The sequence below is a fragment of the Nocardia sp. NPDC004654 genome (genome assembly GCF_040609595.1).
Taxonomy (GTDB): domain Bacteria; phylum Actinomycetota; class Actinomycetes; order Mycobacteriales; family Mycobacteriaceae; genus Nocardia.
On the sequence record NZ_JBEXKI010000005.1, the window covers coordinates 532,567 to 552,620 of the forward strand.

Annotated in this window: 21 protein-coding genes; 7 read left to right on the top strand and 14 right to left on the bottom strand. The window is 68.3% G+C overall.

Annotated elements, in window-relative coordinates:
- The first annotated feature begins 16 nt into the window (after positions 1-16).
- The gene (locus tag ABZV58_RS20105) at positions 17-760 is read left to right on the top strand and encodes a TetR/AcrR family transcriptional regulator (protein ID WP_355001643.1); all 744 of its coding nucleotides are present in this window, start codon (positions 17-19) and stop codon (positions 758-760) included.
- 599 nt (positions 761-1,359) lie between these two features.
- On the top strand, positions 1,360-1,614 hold the full coding sequence (locus tag ABZV58_RS20110; RefSeq protein ID WP_355001644.1) for an IPT/TIG domain-containing protein: 255 nt from the start codon (positions 1,360-1,362) through the stop codon (positions 1,612-1,614).
- Between the two features lie 179 nt (positions 1,615-1,793).
- Here the strand turns inward: ABZV58_RS20110 and ABZV58_RS20115 are convergent, their stop codons facing one another.
- From ABZV58_RS20115 to ABZV58_RS20130, 4 genes are all read right to left on the bottom strand, one after another.
- Positions 1,794-2,225 (bottom strand): hypothetical protein, encoded by a 432-nt coding sequence (locus ABZV58_RS20115; protein WP_355001645.1) that lies wholly within the window; start codon positions 2,223-2,225, stop codon positions 1,794-1,796.
- Positions 2,226-2,460: 235 nt separating this feature from the next.
- The gene (locus ABZV58_RS20120) at positions 2,461-3,567 is read right to left on the bottom strand and encodes a winged helix DNA-binding domain-containing protein (RefSeq protein WP_355001646.1); all 1,107 of its coding nucleotides are present in this window, start codon (positions 3,565-3,567) and stop codon (positions 2,461-2,463) included.
- A gap of 78 nt (positions 3,568-3,645) precedes the next feature.
- Positions 3,646-4,572, bottom strand: a complete 927-nt coding sequence (locus tag ABZV58_RS20125) for a M56 family metallopeptidase (protein WP_355001647.1) — start codon at positions 4,570-4,572, stop codon at positions 3,646-3,648.
- A 17-nt stretch (positions 4,573-4,589) separates the two neighbouring features.
- A complete protein-coding gene (locus tag ABZV58_RS20130) occupies positions 4,590-4,970 on the bottom strand; it encodes a BlaI/MecI/CopY family transcriptional regulator (protein ID WP_281292405.1) in 381 nt (126 codons plus the stop codon).
- 117 nt (positions 4,971-5,087) lie between these two features.
- On the opposite strand from ABZV58_RS20130, the gene dinB reads away from it, so the two are divergent.
- Together dinB and ABZV58_RS20140 are read left to right on the top strand one after the other, a co-directional pair.
- Positions 5,088-6,350: a DNA polymerase IV gene (gene dinB / locus ABZV58_RS20135; protein ID WP_355001648.1), complete on the top strand. Its 1,263-nt coding sequence runs from the start codon at positions 5,088-5,090 to the stop codon at positions 6,348-6,350.
- Positions 6,351-6,456: 106 nt separating this feature from the next.
- Positions 6,457-6,834 (top strand): PLD nuclease N-terminal domain-containing protein, encoded by a 378-nt coding sequence (locus tag ABZV58_RS20140; RefSeq protein WP_355001649.1) that lies wholly within the window; start codon positions 6,457-6,459, stop codon positions 6,832-6,834.
- Positions 6,835-6,837: 3 nt separating this feature from the next.
- Here the strand turns inward: ABZV58_RS20140 and ABZV58_RS20145 are convergent, their stop codons facing one another.
- Genes ABZV58_RS20145 through ABZV58_RS20165 form a run of 5 tightly spaced genes read right to left on the bottom strand, consistent with a single transcriptional unit; the run spans position 6,838 to position 11,793 of the window.
- On the bottom strand, positions 6,838-7,716 hold the full coding sequence (locus tag ABZV58_RS20145; protein WP_355001650.1) for a phosphoribulokinase: 879 nt from the start codon (positions 7,714-7,716) through the stop codon (positions 6,838-6,840).
- A 43-nt stretch (positions 7,717-7,759) separates the two neighbouring features.
- The gene (locus ABZV58_RS20150) at positions 7,760-8,851 is read right to left on the bottom strand and encodes a class 1 fructose-bisphosphatase (RefSeq protein WP_355001651.1); all 1,092 of its coding nucleotides are present in this window, start codon (positions 8,849-8,851) and stop codon (positions 7,760-7,762) included.
- A 14-nt stretch (positions 8,852-8,865) separates the two neighbouring features.
- Entirely contained in the window at positions 8,866-9,927 is a 1,062-nt protein-coding gene (locus ABZV58_RS20155) for an AAA family ATPase (protein WP_355001652.1), read from the bottom strand.
- Positions 9,917-10,339: a ribulose bisphosphate carboxylase small subunit gene (locus tag ABZV58_RS20160; RefSeq protein WP_355001653.1), complete on the bottom strand. Its 423-nt coding sequence runs from the start codon at positions 10,337-10,339 to the stop codon at positions 9,917-9,919. Before ABZV58_RS20160 ends, ABZV58_RS20155 begins: the two co-directional genes overlap by 11 nt.
- An 11-nt stretch (positions 10,340-10,350) precedes the next feature.
- Positions 10,351-11,793 (bottom strand): form I ribulose bisphosphate carboxylase large subunit, encoded by a 1,443-nt coding sequence (locus tag ABZV58_RS20165; protein WP_355001654.1) that lies wholly within the window; start codon positions 11,791-11,793, stop codon positions 10,351-10,353.
- Between the two features lie 126 nt (positions 11,794-11,919).
- On the opposite strand from ABZV58_RS20165, the gene ABZV58_RS20170 reads away from it, so the two are divergent.
- Entirely contained in the window at positions 11,920-12,801 is an 882-nt protein-coding gene (locus tag ABZV58_RS20170; RefSeq protein WP_355001723.1) for a LysR family transcriptional regulator, read from the top strand.
- A 172-nt stretch (positions 12,802-12,973) separates the two neighbouring features.
- Here the strand turns inward: ABZV58_RS20170 and ABZV58_RS20175 are convergent, their stop codons facing one another.
- The 5 genes from ABZV58_RS20175 to ABZV58_RS20195 form a co-directional block, all read right to left on the bottom strand.
- Positions 12,974-13,912: a sigma-70 family RNA polymerase sigma factor gene (locus tag ABZV58_RS20175; RefSeq protein ID WP_355001655.1), complete on the bottom strand. Its 939-nt coding sequence runs from the start codon at positions 13,910-13,912 to the stop codon at positions 12,974-12,976.
- Positions 13,913-13,922: 10 nt separating this feature from the next.
- Positions 13,923-15,113 carry an FAD-dependent oxidoreductase gene (locus ABZV58_RS20180; RefSeq protein WP_355001656.1) on the bottom strand — a complete coding sequence of 397 codons (1,191 nt, stop codon included), beginning with the start codon at positions 15,111-15,113 and terminating at the stop codon, positions 13,923-13,925.
- A gap of 89 nt (positions 15,114-15,202) precedes the next feature.
- Positions 15,203-16,555: an FHA domain-containing protein gene (locus ABZV58_RS20185; protein WP_355001657.1), complete on the bottom strand. Its 1,353-nt coding sequence runs from the start codon at positions 16,553-16,555 to the stop codon at positions 15,203-15,205.
- Between the two features lie 52 nt (positions 16,556-16,607).
- Positions 16,608-17,051, bottom strand: coding sequence for a hypothetical protein (locus ABZV58_RS20190; RefSeq protein ID WP_355001658.1), 444 nt, complete (start codon positions 17,049-17,051; stop codon positions 16,608-16,610).
- Positions 17,052-17,054: 3 nt separating this feature from the next.
- On the bottom strand, positions 17,055-18,596 hold the full coding sequence (locus tag ABZV58_RS20195) for a hypothetical protein (RefSeq protein WP_355001659.1): 1,542 nt from the start codon (positions 18,594-18,596) through the stop codon (positions 17,055-17,057).
- 211 nt (positions 18,597-18,807) lie between these two features.
- Between ABZV58_RS20195 and ABZV58_RS20200 the strand changes: the two genes are divergently transcribed.
- Together ABZV58_RS20200 and ABZV58_RS20205 are read left to right on the top strand one after the other, a co-directional pair.
- Positions 18,808-19,143, top strand: a complete 336-nt coding sequence (locus ABZV58_RS20200) for a hypothetical protein (protein WP_355001724.1) — start codon at positions 18,808-18,810, stop codon at positions 19,141-19,143.
- A gap of 524 nt (positions 19,144-19,667) precedes the next feature.
- The gene (locus ABZV58_RS20205) at positions 19,668-20,048 is read left to right on the top strand and encodes an NADH-quinone oxidoreductase subunit A (RefSeq protein ID WP_355001660.1); all 381 of its coding nucleotides are present in this window, start codon (positions 19,668-19,670) and stop codon (positions 20,046-20,048) included.
- Positions 20,049-20,054: the final 6 nt, after the last annotated feature.

Below are 20,054 nucleotides of genomic sequence, written 5' to 3' on the forward strand. Positions count from 1 at the left end.
CGTTTAATCTGAAGCCATGACGACCACCGAGACCAGCGGCAGCGGCGACCTCGCGCGCACACTCGACCTGCTCTGGGACACCGGCCACCGACCGAGTCGTGGGCCCAAACCCACGCTGACACTGGATCGGATCGTCGAGGCCGCGATACGGGTGGCCGACGCGGAAGGCCTTGCCGCGGTCACCATGCGGCGCGTCGCCACCGAGTTGGGCACCGGCACGATGTCGCTGTACCGGTATCTGCCGGGCAAGGCCGAACTGCTCGACCTGATGCTCGACCGGGTGCAGCAACCGCCGGAGACGGCCGTCCCGCCCGACGGCTGGCGCGCGATGCTGCGGGAGTACGCGTACGAAATGCTCGAGATGTACCGCCGCCATCCCTGGCTGCTTCAGGTCAATCAGACCCGACCGGTCCTCGGCCCCGGCACACTCGCAGGCATGGAGCACCTCGTCGGCAGGATCAAACCGATGGGCTTGGCCGACCCCGAACTGATCTCGGTGCTGGTGATGATCTCCGGCTACGTCTGGGGCGTCGCCCGCACCCAAATGTTCGCCGAGGAGGCCGAGCGCTCCACGGGCATGACCGACGCCGAGTTCTGGGAAGCCCAATCCCCCGCCCTCGAAAAGGCCATGGCCACCGGCAATTACCCCATCCTGGCTTCGCTCTCCGAATCGGCCTTCGACTCCTCCTTCGACCACTTCGACTTCGGCCTGCAACGCATCCTCGACGGGTTGGAAATCTTCGTCGCCAAGCGCAGCTAGCCGGTTGCTTTGCCCGATACAGGGCTATGCGAAGGCGCGCACGAACTTTCGGCGTCGAAATTGAGCCCCACGGTCGGTGTGCAGAATGCAGCCGGCTACATCCCTCGATCGATAGCCGAATTCCGGGTCGCCGCGGAGGACGTCGAACCGGGCGCGAACCCGATAAGCAGTGTCGAATTCGGCGCCGGTGACCGGTTCGGTCAGCCACCGTTAGTACGGTTGACGCGCGAGATTCAACACCCGGCACGCCACCGCGACGGGGATCCCGTCGACGTCGGCTCGTCCATTTTCGACAGCGTTATCAAGCGGATCCCGAAATCGGCGGCGACCTGGTCCAACGTCACACCGTCGTCACGATTGCGAGCGACGCGCACGACATTGTCACAAAACTCGCGGGGATAGGGCTTGGGCACGATGACACCCCCTCGAGCCACCCGAGGGGAAAGCCAACTCGGTTGTCACCTATCCGTGCGGCAGTCCCCTTAGGATTCCTTGCCGAAGTCCGGTTTCGGTGGCTTACTGGATATGTAGCGGTTGCCGCAGAAGATCGACATCCGTTGCAAGATAATTCATTTCACTATTCGGCTTGGAGTCGAACCATGGCAGCTGTACTCACCGCCCTCACACCCAATACCGGCCCAGCGACGACATTCAGCACTGTCGTGATCACCGGCTCCGGGTTCAGCAATGTCGGTCCGCTGACCGTGCGCTTCGGTACGAAGGCGACCACGTTCACCATCGACTCCGACACCCAGATCACGGCCATCTCCCCGACGGGAACAGGCACCGTGGACGTCACTGTCAAAGTGGAGCTGGACGGCATCAGCAACGCACTGCCCTTCACCTACGTCTGACCGCGCGGGTGTGGCCGTCGGTGGGCGACTGCCTGCCGACGGCCGGATCGCGTTGCGTCGCAGGTATGGGCCGTGCTGTCGGGAACCAGCAGGCTACGCCACGCTCAAGCGGGTACTGGCGGCGTAGGACCGTGTTGGCTGCGGGCATCGAGATGCGCTCTCGGAGCCGCGGATTGCGTTCAGGGTAGGAAGGTCGCCGAGATGACGGTGGCGTCGGCGTAGCTGAAGTACCAGCCGATCCATGTGTCGGCCATATGGAACTGGATCCCGTGACCGCTCGCCGGTCCGCTGGTGATCGACCACAGGCCATTACCGTATCCGGTCGCCGTACTGACGCGGCCGTCCGACCAGGTGAAGGTAGCCGTACTGGTCGCACCCGCCGCGTTCCACGGAATGGTCACGCTGAACTGTCCGGCGTAGATGCCTGGGAGCAGTGGGCTGGCGCAGTCCCGCAGGGTCGCCTCACGGTGGATGTTCTGTCCGGCGCTACCGGTGCCGGGGATCAATCGGCCGGTCATCAGACCGCCCTGGGCGCAGCCTCCGTTGCCGGAGCTCGGCGGCTGGGTCTGTCCGTGGGGTGCGGCCAGCAGCGGTATCGCCCACAGAATCACCGCGATCAGTATGGCTCGACGTATAAACACGGCACCACCTCCCTGGGACGAGGACAGCACACGAACGCGGTCGGGCAGGACGGCCGTCGATGATCGCGCGGCACGAATCACTATTGACCCGACCTGCAGCTTATCGGCCGCGGCCCGCGTTCGATCACTTTCGACGCGGGACTGTTCTGTCCGCCCGGCGAGGACGCGGATCGAAACGCCGAACACAGCGCGGCGACAGTGGTCCTCAGGCCGCCCGCACGGTTACCGCGTCCAGACCGGCCGCGCGCGAAACGCGAGCGGCGGCACCGTCGAGGTTCTTCGGCAGCGGCGCACCGTCGAACATGCTGACGAGCAGTTCGGATCCGTCGAGTTCCCAAGTGCCCGCGATACGCCCGTCCACGACGACGAGCGGTGCGATCCAGCCCGCGGTCTTACTGACGCGTGCGCGGTGTGCCTTCGGGAGCAGTTCGGTGTCGCCGGTGCCCGGGCCGAGCACGTACTGGTCGAAGGGGCCGAGCAGGTGGACAGAGGGGGTCGGCTCGGTCGTGGCGAGCTCGTCGGCGTGTTCGGTGAGGATGTAGCCGGTACGACCCTCGACCTCCACCGTCGTGAGCGCGTCGCCGAGTTCGGCGAACCAGCCGCGAACGGTGGTCTTGCGCAGGCTGTTGCGGCTGAGCCAGGCGTCGAAGGTCTCGGGTGTGGCTGGGCCGTAGGCGCCGAGATAGGCGGTGATGGCAGCGGGCGCGGCGACCTCGGGCTCGGCGAGCCCCGGCCAGTCCGCGACGAGTCGCGCCGGGCTGGTGAAGGTCACTTTGCTCCCGCGCGCCGGTCCGTGGCAGATCGCGCCTTGCCAGGCCAGCGGTTTGAGCAGCGCGCCCCAGCCCGAGCGCAACTCCTCGCCAAGCTCGCGGAAGGCCCGGTCGGCGATGAGCGCCTCGACCAGCTCTTCGCGGGTGAGTTCTGCGTCGGCGAGAATCCCGCCCACCGCCTCGGTCAATGCGGCGACCTCCGTGGGCGTCGCGCCGAAAGTGCGCTGCCACGAAGGCTTTTCCCAGGTCCGGGCGGACGCGATGAGTGGAAGCACGGCGGCGGCTCCCGCGGGCGTCATGGCGTGCAGGGTGCCGCGCATGCCCCAGGTCTTGATCAGCGTGCCGTTGGACAGCGCGGCCACCACGGCCCCGTCCTCGGGTGCGGCGCTGCGCAGCGCGACCGCCGTTTCCGCCGCCGAGGTGACCTGCGCTTGCACACCGCACAGGCGACCGACGAGCTCGGGCACGGACGCCGCGGTGGGCCGCGCGACATATTGGCGGGCGAGCCGCCAGGCGAAAACCTGATCCCAGGTGACGCGCACCCGATCCTCCTGTGTCAGCCGATGATCGTGCCGCACGCTACACCCGGGCTCCGACAAACCCGCCACGTGCGGACTCGGTCAGTTGATCAACGTGCTGCAGAACAGAATGCCGACGGCGATCTCGAACAGCCCGATGACGGTGGCCGCGATGACGCCGAGCAGCGCGGTGCGGTTGGTGGCGCGGTGCACGCCGCGCACCGGGGCGACGAGCCGTTCGGCGCGGGCCAGCACCGCGGTCCCGGCCGCGCCGAGCGCGCCAACCGGCACCGGGGCGCCCGCGCCGACCAGGGCGAGCAGCCCGCCGAGCAGGGGTTCGCGACCGTGGACCCGGGCCGCGCGATCGTCGGCGCACATCTCGAGCAGCCTGCCGATCTCCGCGCTGCCCGCGGTGAGCAGCCGCAGTCCGGGCAGGGTGGTCGCCATCGCGCGCAACGTGGCGGTGAGCGCGGCGTGGCGGCCGCGCAGGTGTGCGTGTTCGTGGGCCAGCACCGCGGCCAGCTGTTCGCGGGTCAGCGCGTCCAGCGCGGCGCTGGTGACGACGATGGTCTCGGGCCGTCCCGCGACGCAATAGGCTTGCGGCTCCGGCGAATCCAGCACGACCGCGCCGACCTCGGGCAGCTCACGCCCCACCATCCGCACGGCGCGCCCGTGCGCGAAGGTGCGGCGGCGCAGACGCAGCGCCACCCGCGCGGCCTGCAACGACACCGCCGCGACGCCGGAGGCGAGCACCGCCGCCAGCGAGTAGGTGACGAGCTGGGCGGCCCAGCCGTGCATGTGCATCGGGAACGACAGCACCGAATAGCACGCGCGCAGCGCCTCGCTCGGATGCCGCCAATAGGTGGCGAACTCGACGACCAGCAGACCGGCCGCGAGCACCCAGGCGCCGAGCGCCCCGGCGATGGCGACCAGCCAGGCCAGCACCCCCAGCCGCGGCGCGACGCCGCGGCGGGTGAGCCGGTGCAGCACCGGCGGTCCGAAGACCGCGACGGTGCTGCCGTATGCCATCAGGCACAGCGCGACGTTCACGGGGCCTCGGGGGTTCGTCGCGCGGTCAGCCTGCGCAGTGCCGCCCGCAGTCCTGCTGACTCCTCGGCACTGATCCGGTCCACGAAATGGCTGAGCACCAGGTCGGAGCGACCGCCGGAGCCGAGCGCCTCGAGCATCAGCCGGGCGCTGTGTTCCTCGCGGGTCAGCGTCGGCCAGTATCGGTAGGCCTTGCCCGCCCGCTCCCGCGCCAGCCATCCTTTGCGGTGCAGGTTGTCCATGGTGGACATCACCGTGGTGTACGCGATGCCGCGCTCGGCGGAGAGTTCCTCGAAAATCTCCCGTACCGTCGTGGACTCCGCGTCTCTGTCCCAGATGCGGTCCATGATCACCGCCTCCAGGTCTCCGAATCCGCGCACCGTACCGACTCCCTCATCGTCGTCCGATCTACTGTCGCCCAAAGGGTACCGAGGATCGGCTTTGACTACGGAGGCAAACCGTAGATCGGTGCGGTTCGTCGCCGCGTATGCGAACATATGTTCGTGTCCGATCGCCGTGCCTCTCCCGCCGTCGCGCCGCCGCGCGGCCGGGAACGCCCGCGCATCGAGGCGCGCGCCGAGGCCTCGATCCTGCACGCGGACCTGGACTCCTTCTACGCCTCCGTCGAACAGCGCGACGATCCCGGACTGCGCGGCAAACCGGTGATCGTGGGCGGCGGGGTCGTCCTCGCGGCGTCCTACGAGGCCAAGGCGTTCGGGGTGCGCACGCCGATGAACGGCGCGCAGGCGCGGCGGCTGTGCCCGAACGCGATCGTGGTGCCCCCGCGCATGAGCGCCTATTCCGAGGCGAGCAAGGCAGTGTTCGAGGTCTTCCGCGACACCACGCCGGTGGTCGAAGGGATCTCGATCGACGAGGCGTTCCTCGACGTCGGCGGGTTGCGCCGGATCGCGGGTCCGCCGCTCGACATCGCCCAGCGGCTGCGGGCGCGGGTGCGCGACGAAGTGGGCCTGCCCATCTCGGTCGGCATCGCGCGCACCAAGTTCCTCGCCAAGGTCGCCAGCGCGGTGGCCAAGCCCGACGGACTTCGCCTGGTGCCGCCCTCCGCCGAGCTCGACTTCCTGCATCCGCTTCCGATCGAAAGGCTGTGGGGCGTCGGCGATGTCACCGCCCGCACGCTGCACGAACACGGCGTCACCCGGATCGGGCAGCTGGCCGATCTCGGCGAGAACGCGTTGCGCGGCTTCCTCGGCCCCGCGGCCGCCCGCCACTTGTACGCGCTCTCGATGGCCAGGGATCCGCGCCGCGTCGAGACCGGTCGCCGCCGTCGCTCCATCGGCGCGCAACGCGCCCTCGGCCGCCGCGCCCGCCCCGCCGACGAGATCGAGGCCTACCTGCACGGTCTCACCGACCGACTCGGCCGCAGGCTGCGCACCGCCGACCGGGTCTGCCGAACAGTGGTGCTGCGCATGCGTTTCGACGATTTCAGCCGCGCCACCCGATCCCGCACACTGGCCGAGGCCACCGACCACACCGACACCCTCCTGCGCGCCGCGCGCCAGCTGCTCACCGACGCGATGCCGATGATCGAGGAGCGCGGACTCACCCTGATCGGTCTGGCGCTGACCAATCTCGACGACGCGGACGCGGTCCAGCTCACCCTGCCCCTGGAGGCGCGCGCCACCAACACCCTCGACGCCACCCTGGACGACTTACGCCGCCGCTTCGGCTCGGCCGCCGTCACCCGCGCGGCGCTGATCAACCGCGGCGAAGGCCTGTCGGTGCCCCTGCTGCCCGACTGACTCACTACCCGTAAGCTCGTGCGCGGCCGGTTCAGCGGGGGGACTCACTTCGATCTTCGAGAACCGCGAACGGTCCGGGACTTTTCCGTCGTCGCAAGGAGATCGCATGCCTTACGCCGTGCTCGGCTTCCTCACCCTCGCTCTCTGGGTGTACTGCCTGGTCGACATCATCACCTGCCCCGAAGCGGGCATCCGGCATCTGCCGAAGATGGGTTGGCTGCTCGTCGTCGTCCTCATCCCGACCATCGGCGCGCTGCTCTGGCTCTTCGCCGGGCGCCCGCTGCACGAACCGCGCACCCGCTCGACCACCCGCTACGCCGAGTACGACCGCCCCGGTCGCCACATCGCCCAAAACCCCGACGAGGACGAGGCATTCCTGCGCAGCCTGCGGGAGCGCGCCGAGCAACAGCGCGCCGAGGCTCGCCGGCAGGAAGCGGAGCGGCAGCGGGAACAGGATCGCCGCCGCGAAGAGGGCCAGCTCTGAGGCTCACCAGCTTCGCTTGGGCCGCTTGTCCATCAACCGCAGGATCAGCGGCGTGAAGATCAGCTGCATCGCCAATTCCATCTTCCCGCCGGGCACCACGATGCAGTTCGGCCGCGACATGAACGAGTCGTGCAGCATCGACAGTAGATACGGAAAGTCGATGACCTTCGGGTCGGCGAAACGGATCACCACGAAACTCTCGTCGGCGGTCGGAATACTGCGGGCGGTGAACGGATTCGAGGTGTCCACGGTCGGCACCCGCTGGAAGTTGACGTAGGTGCGGGAGAACTGCGGGCAGATGTAGGTCACGTAGTCGGGCATGCGGCGCAGGATGGTGTCGATCACGGCCTCGCTGGAGTAGCCGCGTTGGGTCTTGTCGCGATAAACCTTTTGAATCCACTCCAGATTGATGATCGGCACCACCCCGACGAGCAGGTCGGTGTACTGCGCGACGTCCACCGTCGAGGTGACGGCCGCGCCGTGCAGCCCCTCGTAGAACAGCAGATCGCTGCCGGGGGCGAGTTCTTCCCACGGGGTGAAGGTGCCCGCCGGCTGACCGTACGGCTTGGCCTCGGCGTCGTCGTGCAGGTAGCGGCGCACCGTGCCGACGCCGGTCTCGCCGTAGTCGCGGAACAGCGTCTCGAGCTCCTTCAGCAGATTCGCTTCCTCGCCGAAATGCGAGAACCGCACGTTGCGGTTCTGCTCGGCCTCGGCCATCGCCAGCTTCATCTCGTTGCGATCGAAGCGGTGGAAGGAATCGCCCTCCACGATCGCCGCGTTGATCCCCTCGCGGCGGAAGATCTCCTGGAAGGTTCGGGTGACGCTGGTCGTGCCCGCACCGGACGAACCGGTGATCGCGACCACGGGATGTTTGACCGACATGGCACCTCCTGAATTGCCGGACAACGGGTTTCGGCGCGCCGGATCAGCGACCGGCCGAACGGAACAGCGACCGGTTGCCGAACAGCGAACTGTCGAAGCTGGGCCCTTCGTCCGGCTCGTGGTGGTAGCGCTCGATGCGCTCGACCTCGTTGCGTGAGCCGAAGATCAACGGCACCCGCTGGTGCACGTCGTCGGGGGTCACCTGGAGCACCCGCTCCACGCCGGTGGTCGCCGCCCCGCCCGCCTGCTCGACGATGAACGCGACCGGACTCGCCCCGTACAGCAAGGCGACCCGCCCGGGCCGGGCGGGCGGGCGGGTGTCGTGCGGGTACAGGTAGACCCCGCCGCGAGTGAGGATGTGGAAGGTGTCGGCCACCAGCGAGGCCACCCAGCGCATGTTGAAATCGCGTCCGCGCGGGCCGTCGACACCGTCCAGGCATTCGTGCACGTATCGCCGCACCGGACGCTCCCAGAACCGCTCGTTCGCGGCATTGATGGCGAAACCCGCGGTGTCCTCGGGGATCCGCATGCGCGGGTGGGTGAGCACGAAGGCGCCGATCTCGCGATCGAGGGTGAATCCGTCGACGCCGCGGCCGGTGGTCAGCACCAGCATGGTGGCCGGGCCGTAGAGGGTGAAGCCCGCGCACACCTGCTCGGCGCCCGCTTGCAGGAAGTCCGCCGCCGTCGGCTCGCCGCCTTGCCGCCCCCACACTCGCTCCGGCGCGCGCAGCACGCTGAAGATCGTGCCGACGGGCAGATTCACGTCGATATTGCTGGATCCGTCCAGCGGATCGAACGCCAACAGGTATTTCCCGCGCCGGTGCGTGTCCGGCACGGGATGGATCTCCGGCATCTGTTCGGAGAGCAGCGCCGAGAGATGGCCGGTCCATTGGGTTTCCGCGACCATGATGTCGTTGGTGATGGCATCGAGCTTGCGGTGCACCGTGGGCGGCAGGTTGTCCGGTTCGGAGGCGCCGAGCGACCCCACGATCGCGCCACGGGTCACCTGGTTGGCGATGATCTTCGTCGCGGTCGCGACGACGTTCACCAGGGCGGAGAACTCACCGGACGAACCGGGGTGCCGGTGTTCCTCCTCGATCGTGTAGCGGGTGAGGGTCTTCAGTCCTTCTGGCATCGCGTCTCAATCGGTCATGCGGGGGCCCTCGCGGTCGGCCCGTCCGGCTGCTCGGTGGTGCCCGACGAGCGGCGCTCCGCTGCCCCGTCGCGCGCACCGCTGTCGGTGAACACGCTGCTGCCGTACACGTCCCGGTCGGTCAGCGTGATCAGATCGGTCCTCGTCAGCGGTCGCCGCAGCTCCACCAGACGCTTGGCCTGGCGCAGCCGGCACCGGTCCAGCGCGTTGCGGACGCTGCGGGCATTGGAGAAGCGCGGTCGTGTCATCCGCAACTCCAGATACTCCGCGAACGCCGCGGCCGCGGCCGGATCGAAATGGAAGTTCTCCCGCGCCACCATCAACTCGGCGATGGCCATCAGCTCGGCGTGGGTGTAGTCGACGAACTCGAGATGATGCGCGACCCGCGACGACAGACCCGGATTGGCGGAGAAGAACCGCTCCATCCGATCCGGATAGCCCGCGAAGATCACCACCAGGCTGCCGCGTTCGTTCTCCATCTCCTGGAGCAGGATCTCGATGACCTCCTGCCCATAGTCGCGCTCGTTCTCCGGCCGGAACAGGTAGTAGGCCTCGTCGATGAACAGCACCCCGCCCGCCGCCTTGGCCAGCGCCTCCTTGGTCTTCGGCGCGGTGTGCCCGATGAACTGACCCACCAGATCGTCGCGGGTCACGGTGTGCACCTTGGGCTTTCGGATGTAGCCGAGCGCGTGCAACATCTCGGCCATGCGCAGCGCGACCGTCGTCTTGCCGGTGCCAGGGCCGCCGGTGAAGCTCATGTGCATGGTGGGTCGCGAGGCGTCGAGACCGAACCGCTGCCGGGCCCGGTCGATCAGCAGCAGCGCGGCGATCTCGCGCACCCGCAGCTTCACATTGGCCAGGCCGACCAGCTCGGCGTCCAGCCTGCTCAGCGTGTCCTCGACATCGTTGCCCGCGATATCGGTCGACAGATCCAGCGTCGCGTCCGGCCCGAGCACGGGCGCCTCGGGCTCGGAGTCGGCCGCGGCGTGCACCGGCCGGGGGTCGTCGACACCCGGCCGGTGCAAGCGGAAACCGGAGCCGTTCCGATCAGCCGCCATACCGCTGTCCCTGCGGGTGATCGGTGGCGTAGGCGCGCAGTCCGTAGGTTTGCACGCGGTCGGGGCCCTCGGTGCGGGTCAAGGTGAAGCCCGGCTCCTCCGGCGGACGCTGCACCAGGAAGCTCAGCGCTGTGGTCTGCCTGGTGTAGCTCGCGTCGTAGGCGAGCACCCGAATGTAGTGCCGCGGGAAGGTCGCCCGGCACGCGTCGATCTCGGCGAGCACGCCGTCGGGCTCGTCCAGATCGAACAGCGGCAGACCCCACATCTCCCAGTACGCGTTGCGCGGGTGCGGATCGTCGGTGTACTCGATCGACACCGGCCACCCGTTGAGCAGCGCGTAGCGCACTTGCGCGGCGATCTCGGTGTCGGTGAAATCGGGCAGATACGAGAAGGTTCCGTGACGCAGATACATGCGAACGCCTTTCAAACGCTGGCCGTCGGCACCGCGTCGGGTGCGTCGGTGGAGGTGTAGTCGAAGGTGACATCGCCCCAGGTCGCCAGCGCGACGTCGAGCGGTCGGCAGATCTCGGCCGCCTTGCGCAGCACGTCCGGCCCTTCCTTCAGCAGATCGCGGCCCTCGTTGCGCGCCTTCACCACCGCTTCCAGCGCCACCCGGTTGGCCTCGGCGCCCGCCGCGATGCCCAGCGGATGGCCGATGGTGCCGCCGCCGAACTGCAAGATCACGTCATTGCCGAACAGGTCGAGCAGCTGGTGCATCTGGCCCGCGTGGATGCCGCCGGAGGCCACCGGCATCACCCCGGGCAGGCTGGCCCACTCCTGATCGAAGAAGATGCCGTTGCGCGGTTCGGTGCGAATGTGGTTCTCCCGCAACGTGTCGTAGAACCCCTTGGTCGTGGCCGGATCGCCCTCCAGCTTGCCGACCACGGTGCCCGCGTGCAGGTGATCGACGCCGATGAGCCTGCACCACTTGGCCAGCACGCGGAAGCTCACGCCGTGCGTCTTCTGGCGGGTGAAGGTGGCGTGGCCCGCTCGGTGCAGGTGCAGCAGCACCCCGTTGCGCCGCGCCCAATGCGACATGGACTGCATCGCGGTGTAGCCGACGGTCAGGTCCATCATGATGACCACGCTGCCGAGTTCCTTGGCGAACTCCGCCCGTTCGTACATCTGCTCCATGCTGGCCGCGGTGACGTTGAGATAGTGGCCCTTGATCTCGCCGGTCTCGCACATGGCGCGGTTCACGCCCTCCATGGCGAACAGGTACCGGTCGCGCCAGCGCATGAACGGCTGCGAGTTGATGTTCTCGTCGTCCTTGGTGAAATCCAGGCCGCCCTTGCACGCCTCGTAGACCACCCGGCCGTAATTGCGCGCGGAGAGCCCCAATTTGGGCTTCACCGTCGCCCCGAGCAACGGCCTGCCGTATTTGTTGAGGTATTCGCGCTCCATCACCGTGCCGTGCGGCGGGCCCTGGAAGGTCTTGACGTACGCGACCGGAATGCGCATGTCCTCCAAGCGCAGCGCGAGCAATGGCTTGAAACCGAACACATTGCCGATGACCGAGGATGTCAGATTCGTGATCGAACCCTCCTCGAACAAATCGATGTCGTAGGCGATGTAGGCGAAGTACTCCCCCGGCCTGCCCGGAACCTCGTCGATCCGGTAGCACTTGGCCTGATACTTCGAGTGTGCCGTGAGCCGGTCGGTCCACACCACAGTCCAAGTGGCCGTGGACGATTCGCCCGCCACCGCGGCCGCGGCCTCGATTGGATCCACGCCACGCTGCGGTGTCACCCGGAACACGGCGAGCACATCGGTGTCCGACGGCTGATAGTCGGGGGCGTAATACCCCATGGACGCATACGACTGAACGCCCGGATCCCACCGATCCCGTTCGATCTCTTCGGCCATCGTTCCTCCTGGAGCGTTGTGGGCGTTGCGAATTCCAGGATGACGGGGCCATCGACCACAAACAATTTGAATGTTTCTGGTAATCCTCAACCTTTTCTTCGGGTTTGCTACCGTCGGTGGGTGGGTATGGTGAGTGCGGCGCGGATGGAAACATTCCTGACCGTCGCCCGCCAGGGCAGCATCCGGCGCGCGGCGACCCAGCTGCACGTCACCGAGGCGGCGGTATCGGCCGCGGTCGCCCACATCGAGAAACAGCTGGGCGCCAAACTCATCGCGAAGGCGGGTCGCGGCATCGCGCTCACCGAGGCGGGGCGCGTCTACGCCGAATACTGCCGCAGCATCCTCGGTCTCATGAAGGAAGCCCAGGCCGCCGTGCGGCAGGCCGAGATCGGGCGTTTGCGCATCGGCGTGGTGGCCACCGCGGGCGAGTCCGTGCTGTTGCGCCCGCTGGCCAAGTTCCGCAACCGCTATCCGGACATCGAACTGAGTCTGTCCATCCATCCGCGCGACGTGCTGTTCGTCGAACTGCTGCACCACGAAACGGATCTCGTCATCGCGGGCCGCCCGCCGCGCGACGCGGGCCTGGTCACCCGCGCCCGGCGCGCCAGCCAGCTCGTCGTCGTCGGCGCGCCCGACCGCTGCCGCGACCCGCTGCGCTCCACCTGGCTGCTGCGCGGCCGTGGCTCCGGCACCCGCGACGCCACCCTCGCCCTACTCGACCAACTCCAGATCTCCCCACCCACCCTGACCCTCGGCTCGCACGGCGCGGTGATCGCCGCGGCCCGAGAAGGATTGGGCGTCACCTTGATTCACAACGACGCGGTCGAACACCACATCGAAACCGGAGCACTGCGCGTCCTGCCGGTGGACGGCACGCCCCTGGACCGCGCCTGGCACGCCATCACCACCCGCACCCCCACCCCCACCACGCGCCTGTTTCTCACGCACATCATGGATCGCGCCGAAGTGGGCGAAGACGCCTTCCAGAATCCAACGACGTTGTCGTAGAGCCCGATCGGCTATCGGGTGCGCCGCCGGCCACCGCCAACACTCGCGCCCGGATTCATCGCAGGGTGAGCGGGGGTGTCTCCTTCGCTCCGAGGGGCTCGAACACAAGACACCGCGGCACCGGCGATCCTGACAGGATGTGATGCGTATCACTCGCGTGTCGGCCAGTCGGTCACCACGATTCGATCAGCGGGGGATCGTGCTCTCGCCGCTGCCACTCCGCTGTGATGCGACGGAGTCGGGCCGGGGCGGCGATGCTGCGCATGCCTGCGATCTTGTCGCCACGGATCTCCAGGATCGCGACGCCGAGAACGCGGTCGTCGAGCGTGAACAGCATGGCCGGGCAACCATTCACCACGGCAGCGTGGATCGAGGGTGAGCCACCGGCGAATCGCCGCTTGGCCGCAGACGGTTTGAAGCCCGCCCGCACCGCCTCGGCGAGCCGCTGCGGAGTCGAGTACCGGATCAGCCTCGCGGCCAGCCCGCCTGCGCCGTCGGAGATGCCGGTCGCGTCATCGGTCAGCAGCGCCACCAGCCGTTCGGTCCGGCCCGAGGCTGCCGCATCGACGAAGGCCTCGACGATTCGCCGCGCGGAGGCAGGGTCTGTGTCGGCGCCGTTGCGGGCGGCGGCCATTCGACGCCGGGCCCGGTGGGCGTGTTGCTGGCTCGCGGACTCGGTGATGCCGAGAATCTCGGCTATCTCGGCGTGGTTGTACGCGAAGGCCTCGCGCAGCACGTAAACGGCCCGTTCGACCGGCGCCAGACGCTCCATGAGGGTCAGCACCGCCAGCGTCACCGATTCGCGCTGCTCGACGGTGTCGGCCGGGCCCAGCATCGGGTCGCGGTCCAGGAGCGGCTCCGGCATCCAGGTGCCTACCGCGCGTTCGCGCCGCACCTTCGCCGAACGGAGCCGGTCGATCGCCAGATTGGTGACGATCTTGGTCAGCCAGGCCTCGGGCACTTCGACGTACTCCCGGTCGGCGGCCTGCCACCGCAGGAAAGCGTCCTGCACCGTGTCCTCGGCGTCGGCGGCCGAGCCGAGCAGACGATAGGCGAGCGAGGCCAGCCGATTTCGGCTGGCCTCGAACCGCGCCACGGTGGCAGTGTCCATGAGCACGACTCTATGCGGCGACCACGTCGAGCGAGTGCTCTCGGGTGGTGGCCAAGCGGTACCGGCGACTCGGCTTTCCGAAGGTCGGGTGGCTCAGGGTCCATGCTGCGGTGGTGAGGATCGCCGACTTGACGCGCGCGGCCGTCCGGCCGCACAGCGCCCCCGACTTCGCCCGCGCGTCACCGTCGACCAGCTGGAAGATCGCGTCCTTGCGGCCGAGGCTGATGTGGTTGCCGACATACGCCAGCGAGGTCGCCTTGATCTTGCGCCCGGTCCGATCGCCGAGTATCGCGGCCGTCGCCTGCTGGCTGGTGAATCCCGCCGAAGCGCACGACATCGGCAACGGCCGACCGTTCTCGCCGATGACGAAGACGCTGTCACCGGCAACATAGACATCCGGGTGCGAGACCGACCGCATCTGACGGTCGACGGTGATCTGGCCGTTGGGTTCCACCGCGAGGCCGCTGGCGGCGGCGATCGGGTGGACGGCGAAACCGGCGGCCCACACGGTCGCGTCGGAGACGAAGGCGGTGCCGTCTGCGGCGATGGCCGCCGCCTCCTCGACGCGCTCGATCCTGGTGTGCTCGTGGACGGTGATACCGAACCGGTCGAAGGCACGCAGCAGGTGACGCCGGGCTTTCGCGCCGAGCCAGCCGCCCAGTTCGCCGCTGGTCGCGAGGCCGACCCGGAGCCCTGGACGAGCTTCGGCGATCTCGGTGGCGGCCTCGATCGCGGTCAGATTGCCGCCGACCACCAGTACCGTCCCGTCCTCGCCGAGCTCGTCCAGGCGTGCGCGCAGGCGCAGCGCGGCGGACCGCGCGGCCACGTGGAAGGCGTGTTCGCCGACGCCGGGAACGCCGTGGTCGGCAGCGGTGCTGCCGAGCGCGTAGAGCAGGGTGTCGTACGCGAGCCGGTCGATGCCCTTGTCGTCGGCGATCGTGACCGTCCGGTGCTCGACGTCGACGCCGGTCACCCGCGCCACTCGTAGCCGGATGCCGGTGCCCGCGAAGATCTCCGTCAGCGGCCGGTGGCGCAGCTCGTGCCCGGCGGCGAGCTGATGCAGGCGCAGCCGCTCGACGAAATCGGGTTCGGCGTTGACGACGGTGATCTCGAAGTCGTCGGAGTGGAGTTGGCGGGCCAGATACCCGGCGGAGAAGGCTCCGGCGTATCCGGCTCCGAGGACGACGATGCGGTGCTTCATGATTCGCTCCTGTCTGGTTCGCGTGCTCCCTGAACGAGACAGCCCGCGAATTCCTGACAGCATCAGTCAGTGAAGTGGGTCACCCGCGCTCACATCTGACCGTGCTGCGAATCGAAGGTGGCGGTGCGGCCGCCGAGGAGGATTTGGGCGCCGGGTTGCAGGATCACCGGGTGGCCGGGGAGGGCGCGGGTCCAGTCCTGGTGGCCGGGTTGACGGATGTGGGTGCCGTTGGCGGAGCCGCTGTCGATCACGGTGACATCCCAGTCCTTCAAACGGATCTCAGCGTGGGTGCGGGACATGCCGCCGGAGGCGTCCTCCACACGGATCGGGCGGGCGCCGCGCCGCGCCGCCTCGGAGTGGTCGGGTTCGCGGCCGAGTACGCAGTCGGAGTCGAGGATGTAGGAGGTGCCGTCGTCGAACAGCAGCAGGCCGAGCGGCGGGCGTTCGCCGTCGGTGAGGACGCAGGTGAGCTGGTCCATGCGGATGCCGCAGACCGCGCAGAACGACACCCGCGGATCGTTGTGGTGCTGACGCGCGCACTTGTAGCCCTTGACGATCACCCGCCGCTCGTCCGCGCCACGCGACACCGCCGGTTCGGGCTGGCGGCCCGGCCCGGACGCGACATGCCCGCTGTCGATCGGGCGGCCGCCGGACGAGTGCTCCGGCCCGGTGTCAGGCCGCACCGGCGAGCTCCCGCGCTTGTGTCCACCGTCGACCGGTTCGGGCGCGCGTCGATCCGGTTCCGGTGTGAACGGTCGTGGCACCGCGGTCTCGTCGTCGACCGGTGCGCTCGGCGCCAACGTCTCCTGGAGGTCGATCTCCGCGGTCCGCTGCGCGGCACTCGATCGATCGTCGGTCTGCCGCTGCCCCTGTGCGACCGAGGGCTTATGTCCTTTTACCACCGCCACTTTCGACACGGGCTGCCCGTACCAGAGCACCGCACCCGACCCCGGAACGGCACCTTCTGCCAACGTGCACACTCCGCGAATCCCCGGCAGCTCGCTCCCCCGATCCGCCTCGTCCACGAACAACCCGGCGCCGATCGCGGGCGCCGGGATCACCACCCGGTCCACGGTGAAACCGGCGTCGCTGCCGCGCAGCACCTCCGAGCGGTCGGCGCCGGCGAGCACCGCGCTGACCCGCCCGTGCAGGAACACCGCGAGTCCGGCGGCGGCCGGTGTGAGCACTCCGAACTCGACGGCGTCCTCGTCATCGAGACTCATCAGCCAGGTGGTGGCAAGGCGTGCGAACATGCGTCCGGTGCGCTTCGGCTCCTTGGCCGCCGCCTCGTCCACCAGTTCGCGCAACGCGATCAGGACGGCGCCCGCGAGAGTGTCTTCGGTCGCCGTCACATCGTCCCGGTTGGCCACCACGAGGACCACCCCGCCGTGGCACGCCACAAGGTGCGTCCCAGGCAGCACCTCGACCCGCGGATCCGTCACCGCCGTCCTCCTTCGCGGCGCCCGTCCCGGCTCGGACGGCGCACCGCCCCGCTCACAGGAACCTGCCTCCGTTGTACCGCCAGCGGTGGAAGAACAGCCGGATCGGCCCGTTCACGAAGAGCCAGAACACGATCCAGGTGACCACGAAGTGGATCAGGAACGCCGCCGCCGATGGCCGCAGCTGCTCGGGCAGCACGATCGTGGTGGTGCGGAGCAGCAGCCACATCAGCAGCCCCTCGTTCACCATCGTCAGCAACCCGAACAGCGTCGGCCAGTCCTTCTCCCATCGGAATTGCTGCAGCAAGTGGTACAGCAGCTCCCAGAGCACGCCGACCAGAATCACCGCGAGCAGCACCGACAGCGTCACCCGATAGGACTGGCCCAGTGAGAGCGAACCGGTCGGCAGCAGCGGCGTGATGAACAACGCGACAAGCAGACCGAGCGCGCCGAGCACGAGAACACGGGTCTGGATTCGCCCGTTCAGAGTGGGAGTCATCGCTCAGATCTTCTTGTCGTTGACCCACAGCCACCACTGCCGCGCGGAGCGCAGCGGGCCGAGGCGCCGGCAGAAGCCGAGCGCGGCGAGGTCGTCGGCCATTTCCAGTGCGGCGTATTGCAGCCCGAGGAACGAGTCGACGCCCGCGTAGTAGCCGCCGAGCGTCGCGCTGCCCGCGGCGTACATGCGCCCCGTGCCGCTGCGGGTGCCGATCAGCTCGAAGGTGCGGTCCACGTCGAGTCGGCCGACCGGATTGCGTCCGGCGCCCGTGTGGTCGAGCAGATCGGCCAGCAAACGGTGTTCGCGGATATCGGCTTCCAGTCCGGTGCAGTCGATGACGTAGTCGGCGTGCGCCTCGAACGGCTGGCTCGGCGGTCGAAACGGCAAGGGCGCCTCGGTATCCGGCGAGATGGTCGTCACCACGCCCGGCCTGCCGTCGGCGGGGCGCAGATCGTGCGCCGTGCCCGCCATCACCTGATACCACCCCTGCGCGCGGCCCCGCCGCAACTGTTCCTGCCAGCTCTTGCGCACCGGCGTGGTCGTTCCCCCGAGCGACTTGTACAGCGCGGCGCGCTGCTCACCTTCCAGCCCGCGCAGCTTCGCCTTGAGCTGCCCGCCCCACGCACCCTTGGGCCAGTTGAAACCCTGGTAGGACCAACCGTCGCCGCCCTTGCGGCGCAGGAACACGCTCGGTCCCTGCGGTCCCGCCACGTAGGTGCGGAACAGGTGCAGGATCCGGGTGTCGAGTTCGTACTGGTCGCGATCATCGATCAAACGCTGCAACACTCGGCTCGCCACGATCCCCGCGCCGCGGATCATGACCGTCCCCGGTCTTCGCTGCAACGCCTGATAGACGTGTTCGTGCGGTTCGTAGGCGTTCACGACGCGGGTGGGGTCGCGGAAGCGCTCGCGATAGGCCTGCAGGTCGGGCAGCAACCGCAATCCCGGATAGCCGACGGCCACGTGCACGTACGTGCTGCGGAAGGCCACGCGCTTGGTCGGCGTCGCGCCGTCGGGTGGAGTCAGGATCGTGTAATAGCCGCCGCCGTGGCGCCTGCGCACCATCCGGACCTGCCCTTTGTAGAGCGAGCGGGCGTAGTCGACGCGGTGGTACTCGCGCTCCATCGCGGCGAACGCCTGACCGGCGCGCGGGGTGTAGTAATTGGTGAGGATCGGCTCGGTGAGCACGTTCCACAGCGGCGCCAGCGACTTTTCGGCAATCGCCTCGCGTAGCGCGTACGACGGGAAGCCCCAAATGTTCTCGGGGGTGCTGCCGGAATCGCTGCGGAGTCGCTCGCCGCGCGGAATCTGCGACACCCTGGTCAGATATTCGTACCCGGCCCACGGCACGTCCTGCGGACCGAGCACCGCGATCGAACGCGCGGGCACACCGTAGATCCGGAGTGTGTCGAAGGCGGCGAACGACCCGATTCCGCTGCCGATCGTCACGAACGGTACATCGATGACCGGTATCCCGGCCCTGTCGAGCAAGTCATCGGTCCACACGTCGGTGTCGACGAGGACCGGGGTGAGATCTCCCCGCATTCGCCGGATGGTACCGGCTAATTCCTATGGGGCGCTTGCGATCACCTTGTACCCACGCAACCCACCCGCGACGACGCGCGCATCGATCTGCGCCAACCTGCCACGCCGCGGACCGCCGCGGACGTACCATCCCTGCGTGGCCGACTCGACTCGTTCCACCCCGCTGCGGGTGCTGGTCTACAGCAACGACGCCGATACCCGGCGCCAGGTGATGCTGGCGCTGGGCCGAAACCCGCACCCGGAGCTACCCGAACTCGACTACCTCGAGGTGGCCACGGCGCCGGTGGTGATCGAGCGGATGGACGAGGGCGGCATCGACCTCGCCATCCTCGACGGCGAATCGACGCCCGCGGGCGGACTCGGCATCGCCAAGCAGCTCAAGGACGAGATCGACGAGTGCCCACCGGTGCTCGTGCTCACCGGCAGGCCGGACGACGCCTGGCTGGCGACCTGGTCGCGGGCCGAAGCCGCCGTCGCGCACCCGATCGATCCGATCCGGCTCACCGAGGCCGTCGTCGCGCTGCTGCACGACCGCACCGCCGCCTGATTAATAGCAATTCCTCATCATTCGACCGGTGGATCGCATCGCCGTTTCGATCCATCCAGCCCAGCAACTGATGAGCAATCGTCACCAATGGCCCTTCGGGTACGCCGCCGAGCGCTACCGTCGCGTTCGGTCGCGCGATCATCGCGGGCGACTCATCGGTAGCGAAGATACTCGGCGGTAGCTTGGCGTCGTGCGCGCAGCACGAACGACGTGCCGGTTCGTCACGTGACAGACCGTGCGGATTGCCCCACATCAGTCATAAATCCCAGTTCCGAATTCGATCAAACAACCGGGAACAAAGGAGTGGCGGTCAGTCCTATCAGTTGTAGGCTGTGCCGTAGCTCACATGGGCGCGAGCACGGGTATGAGACCCGCTGTGTCTGATCTCCCTGGCGCACGCCCCGCCGAGCGAGGCCATGGGGCGAGTCTGGCCAAGGCGGACAACGACGTCAGCCCGCCTCGGAAGCTGCCACCAGCCGCCGTACAGGAGCCCCGGGAGGGCTCGCAGGAGGGGAAGTGCAGTCGTGAACATGGAGTTGCCGACCCTGGTGCTCGGCGCGGTCGCCGCGGCCTTCGCGGTCTTTTCCATACTCTTGGCCGCTCTGATCGGGCCGAAGCGCTACAACCGGGCCAAGCTGGAGGCCTACGAGTGCGGCATCGAGCCCACTCCGCACGCCGTCGCGGGCGGGCCGGGAAACGTTACCGGACAGCGCTTTCCGGTGAAGTACTACCTCACCGCCATGCTGTTCATCATCTTCGACATCGAGATCGTGTTCCTCTACCCGTGGGCCGTTCACTTCGACGCGCTGGGTCTCTTCGGTCTCGCCGCGATGGCGCTGTTCATCTTCAACGTCTCGGTCGCCTACGCCTACGAGTGGCGCCGCGGCGGACTCAGTTGGGACTGATCGCCA

Excerpts from the sequence above, each read along its gene's own strand:
- ABZV58_RS20150 (WP_355001651.1), bottom strand. The coding sequence starts at position 8,851 with ATGCCAGAAGGACTGAAGACCCTCACCCGCTACACGATCGAGGAGGAA.
- dinB (WP_355001648.1), top strand. The coding sequence starts at position 5,088 with ATGTTCGTGTCCGATCGCCGTGCCTCTCCCGCCGTCGCGCCGCCGCGC.
- ABZV58_RS20105 (WP_355001643.1), top strand. The coding sequence starts at position 17 with ATGACGACCACCGAGACCAGCGGCAGCGGCGACCTCGCGCGCACACTC.
- ABZV58_RS20165 (WP_355001654.1), bottom strand. The coding sequence starts at position 11,793 with ATGGCCGAAGAGATCGAACGGGATCGGTGGGATCCGGGCGTTCAGTCG.
- ABZV58_RS20195 (WP_355001659.1), bottom strand. The coding sequence starts at position 18,596 with ATGCGGGGAGATCTCACCCCGGTCCTCGTCGACACCGACGTGTGGACC.
- ABZV58_RS20140 (WP_355001649.1), top strand. The coding sequence starts at position 6,457 with ATGCCTTACGCCGTGCTCGGCTTCCTCACCCTCGCTCTCTGGGTGTAC.
- ABZV58_RS20200 (WP_355001724.1), top strand. The coding sequence starts at position 18,808 with ATGCTGGCGCTGGGCCGAAACCCGCACCCGGAGCTACCCGAACTCGAC.
- ABZV58_RS20170 (WP_355001723.1), top strand. The coding sequence starts at position 11,920 with ATGGTGAGTGCGGCGCGGATGGAAACATTCCTGACCGTCGCCCGCCAG.
- ABZV58_RS20180 (WP_355001656.1), bottom strand. The coding sequence starts at position 15,113 with ATGAAGCACCGCATCGTCGTCCTCGGAGCCGGATACGCCGGAGCCTTC.
- ABZV58_RS20125 (WP_355001647.1), bottom strand. The coding sequence starts at position 4,572 with ATGGCATACGGCAGCACCGTCGCGGTCTTCGGACCGCCGGTGCTGCAC.
- ABZV58_RS20155 (WP_355001652.1), bottom strand. The coding sequence starts at position 9,927 with ATGGCGGCTGATCGGAACGGCTCCGGTTTCCGCTTGCACCGGCCGGGT.
- ABZV58_RS20175 (WP_355001655.1), bottom strand. The coding sequence starts at position 13,912 with ATGGACACTGCCACCGTGGCGCGGTTCGAGGCCAGCCGAAATCGGCTG.
- ABZV58_RS20190 (WP_355001658.1), bottom strand. The coding sequence starts at position 17,051 with ATGACTCCCACTCTGAACGGGCGAATCCAGACCCGTGTTCTCGTGCTC.
- ABZV58_RS20145 (WP_355001650.1), bottom strand. The coding sequence starts at position 7,716 with ATGTCGGTCAAACATCCCGTGGTCGCGATCACCGGTTCGTCCGGTGCG.
- ABZV58_RS20160 (WP_355001653.1), bottom strand. The coding sequence starts at position 10,339 with ATGTATCTGCGTCACGGAACCTTCTCGTATCTGCCCGATTTCACCGAC.
- ABZV58_RS20110 (WP_355001644.1), top strand. The coding sequence starts at position 1,360 with ATGGCAGCTGTACTCACCGCCCTCACACCCAATACCGGCCCAGCGACG.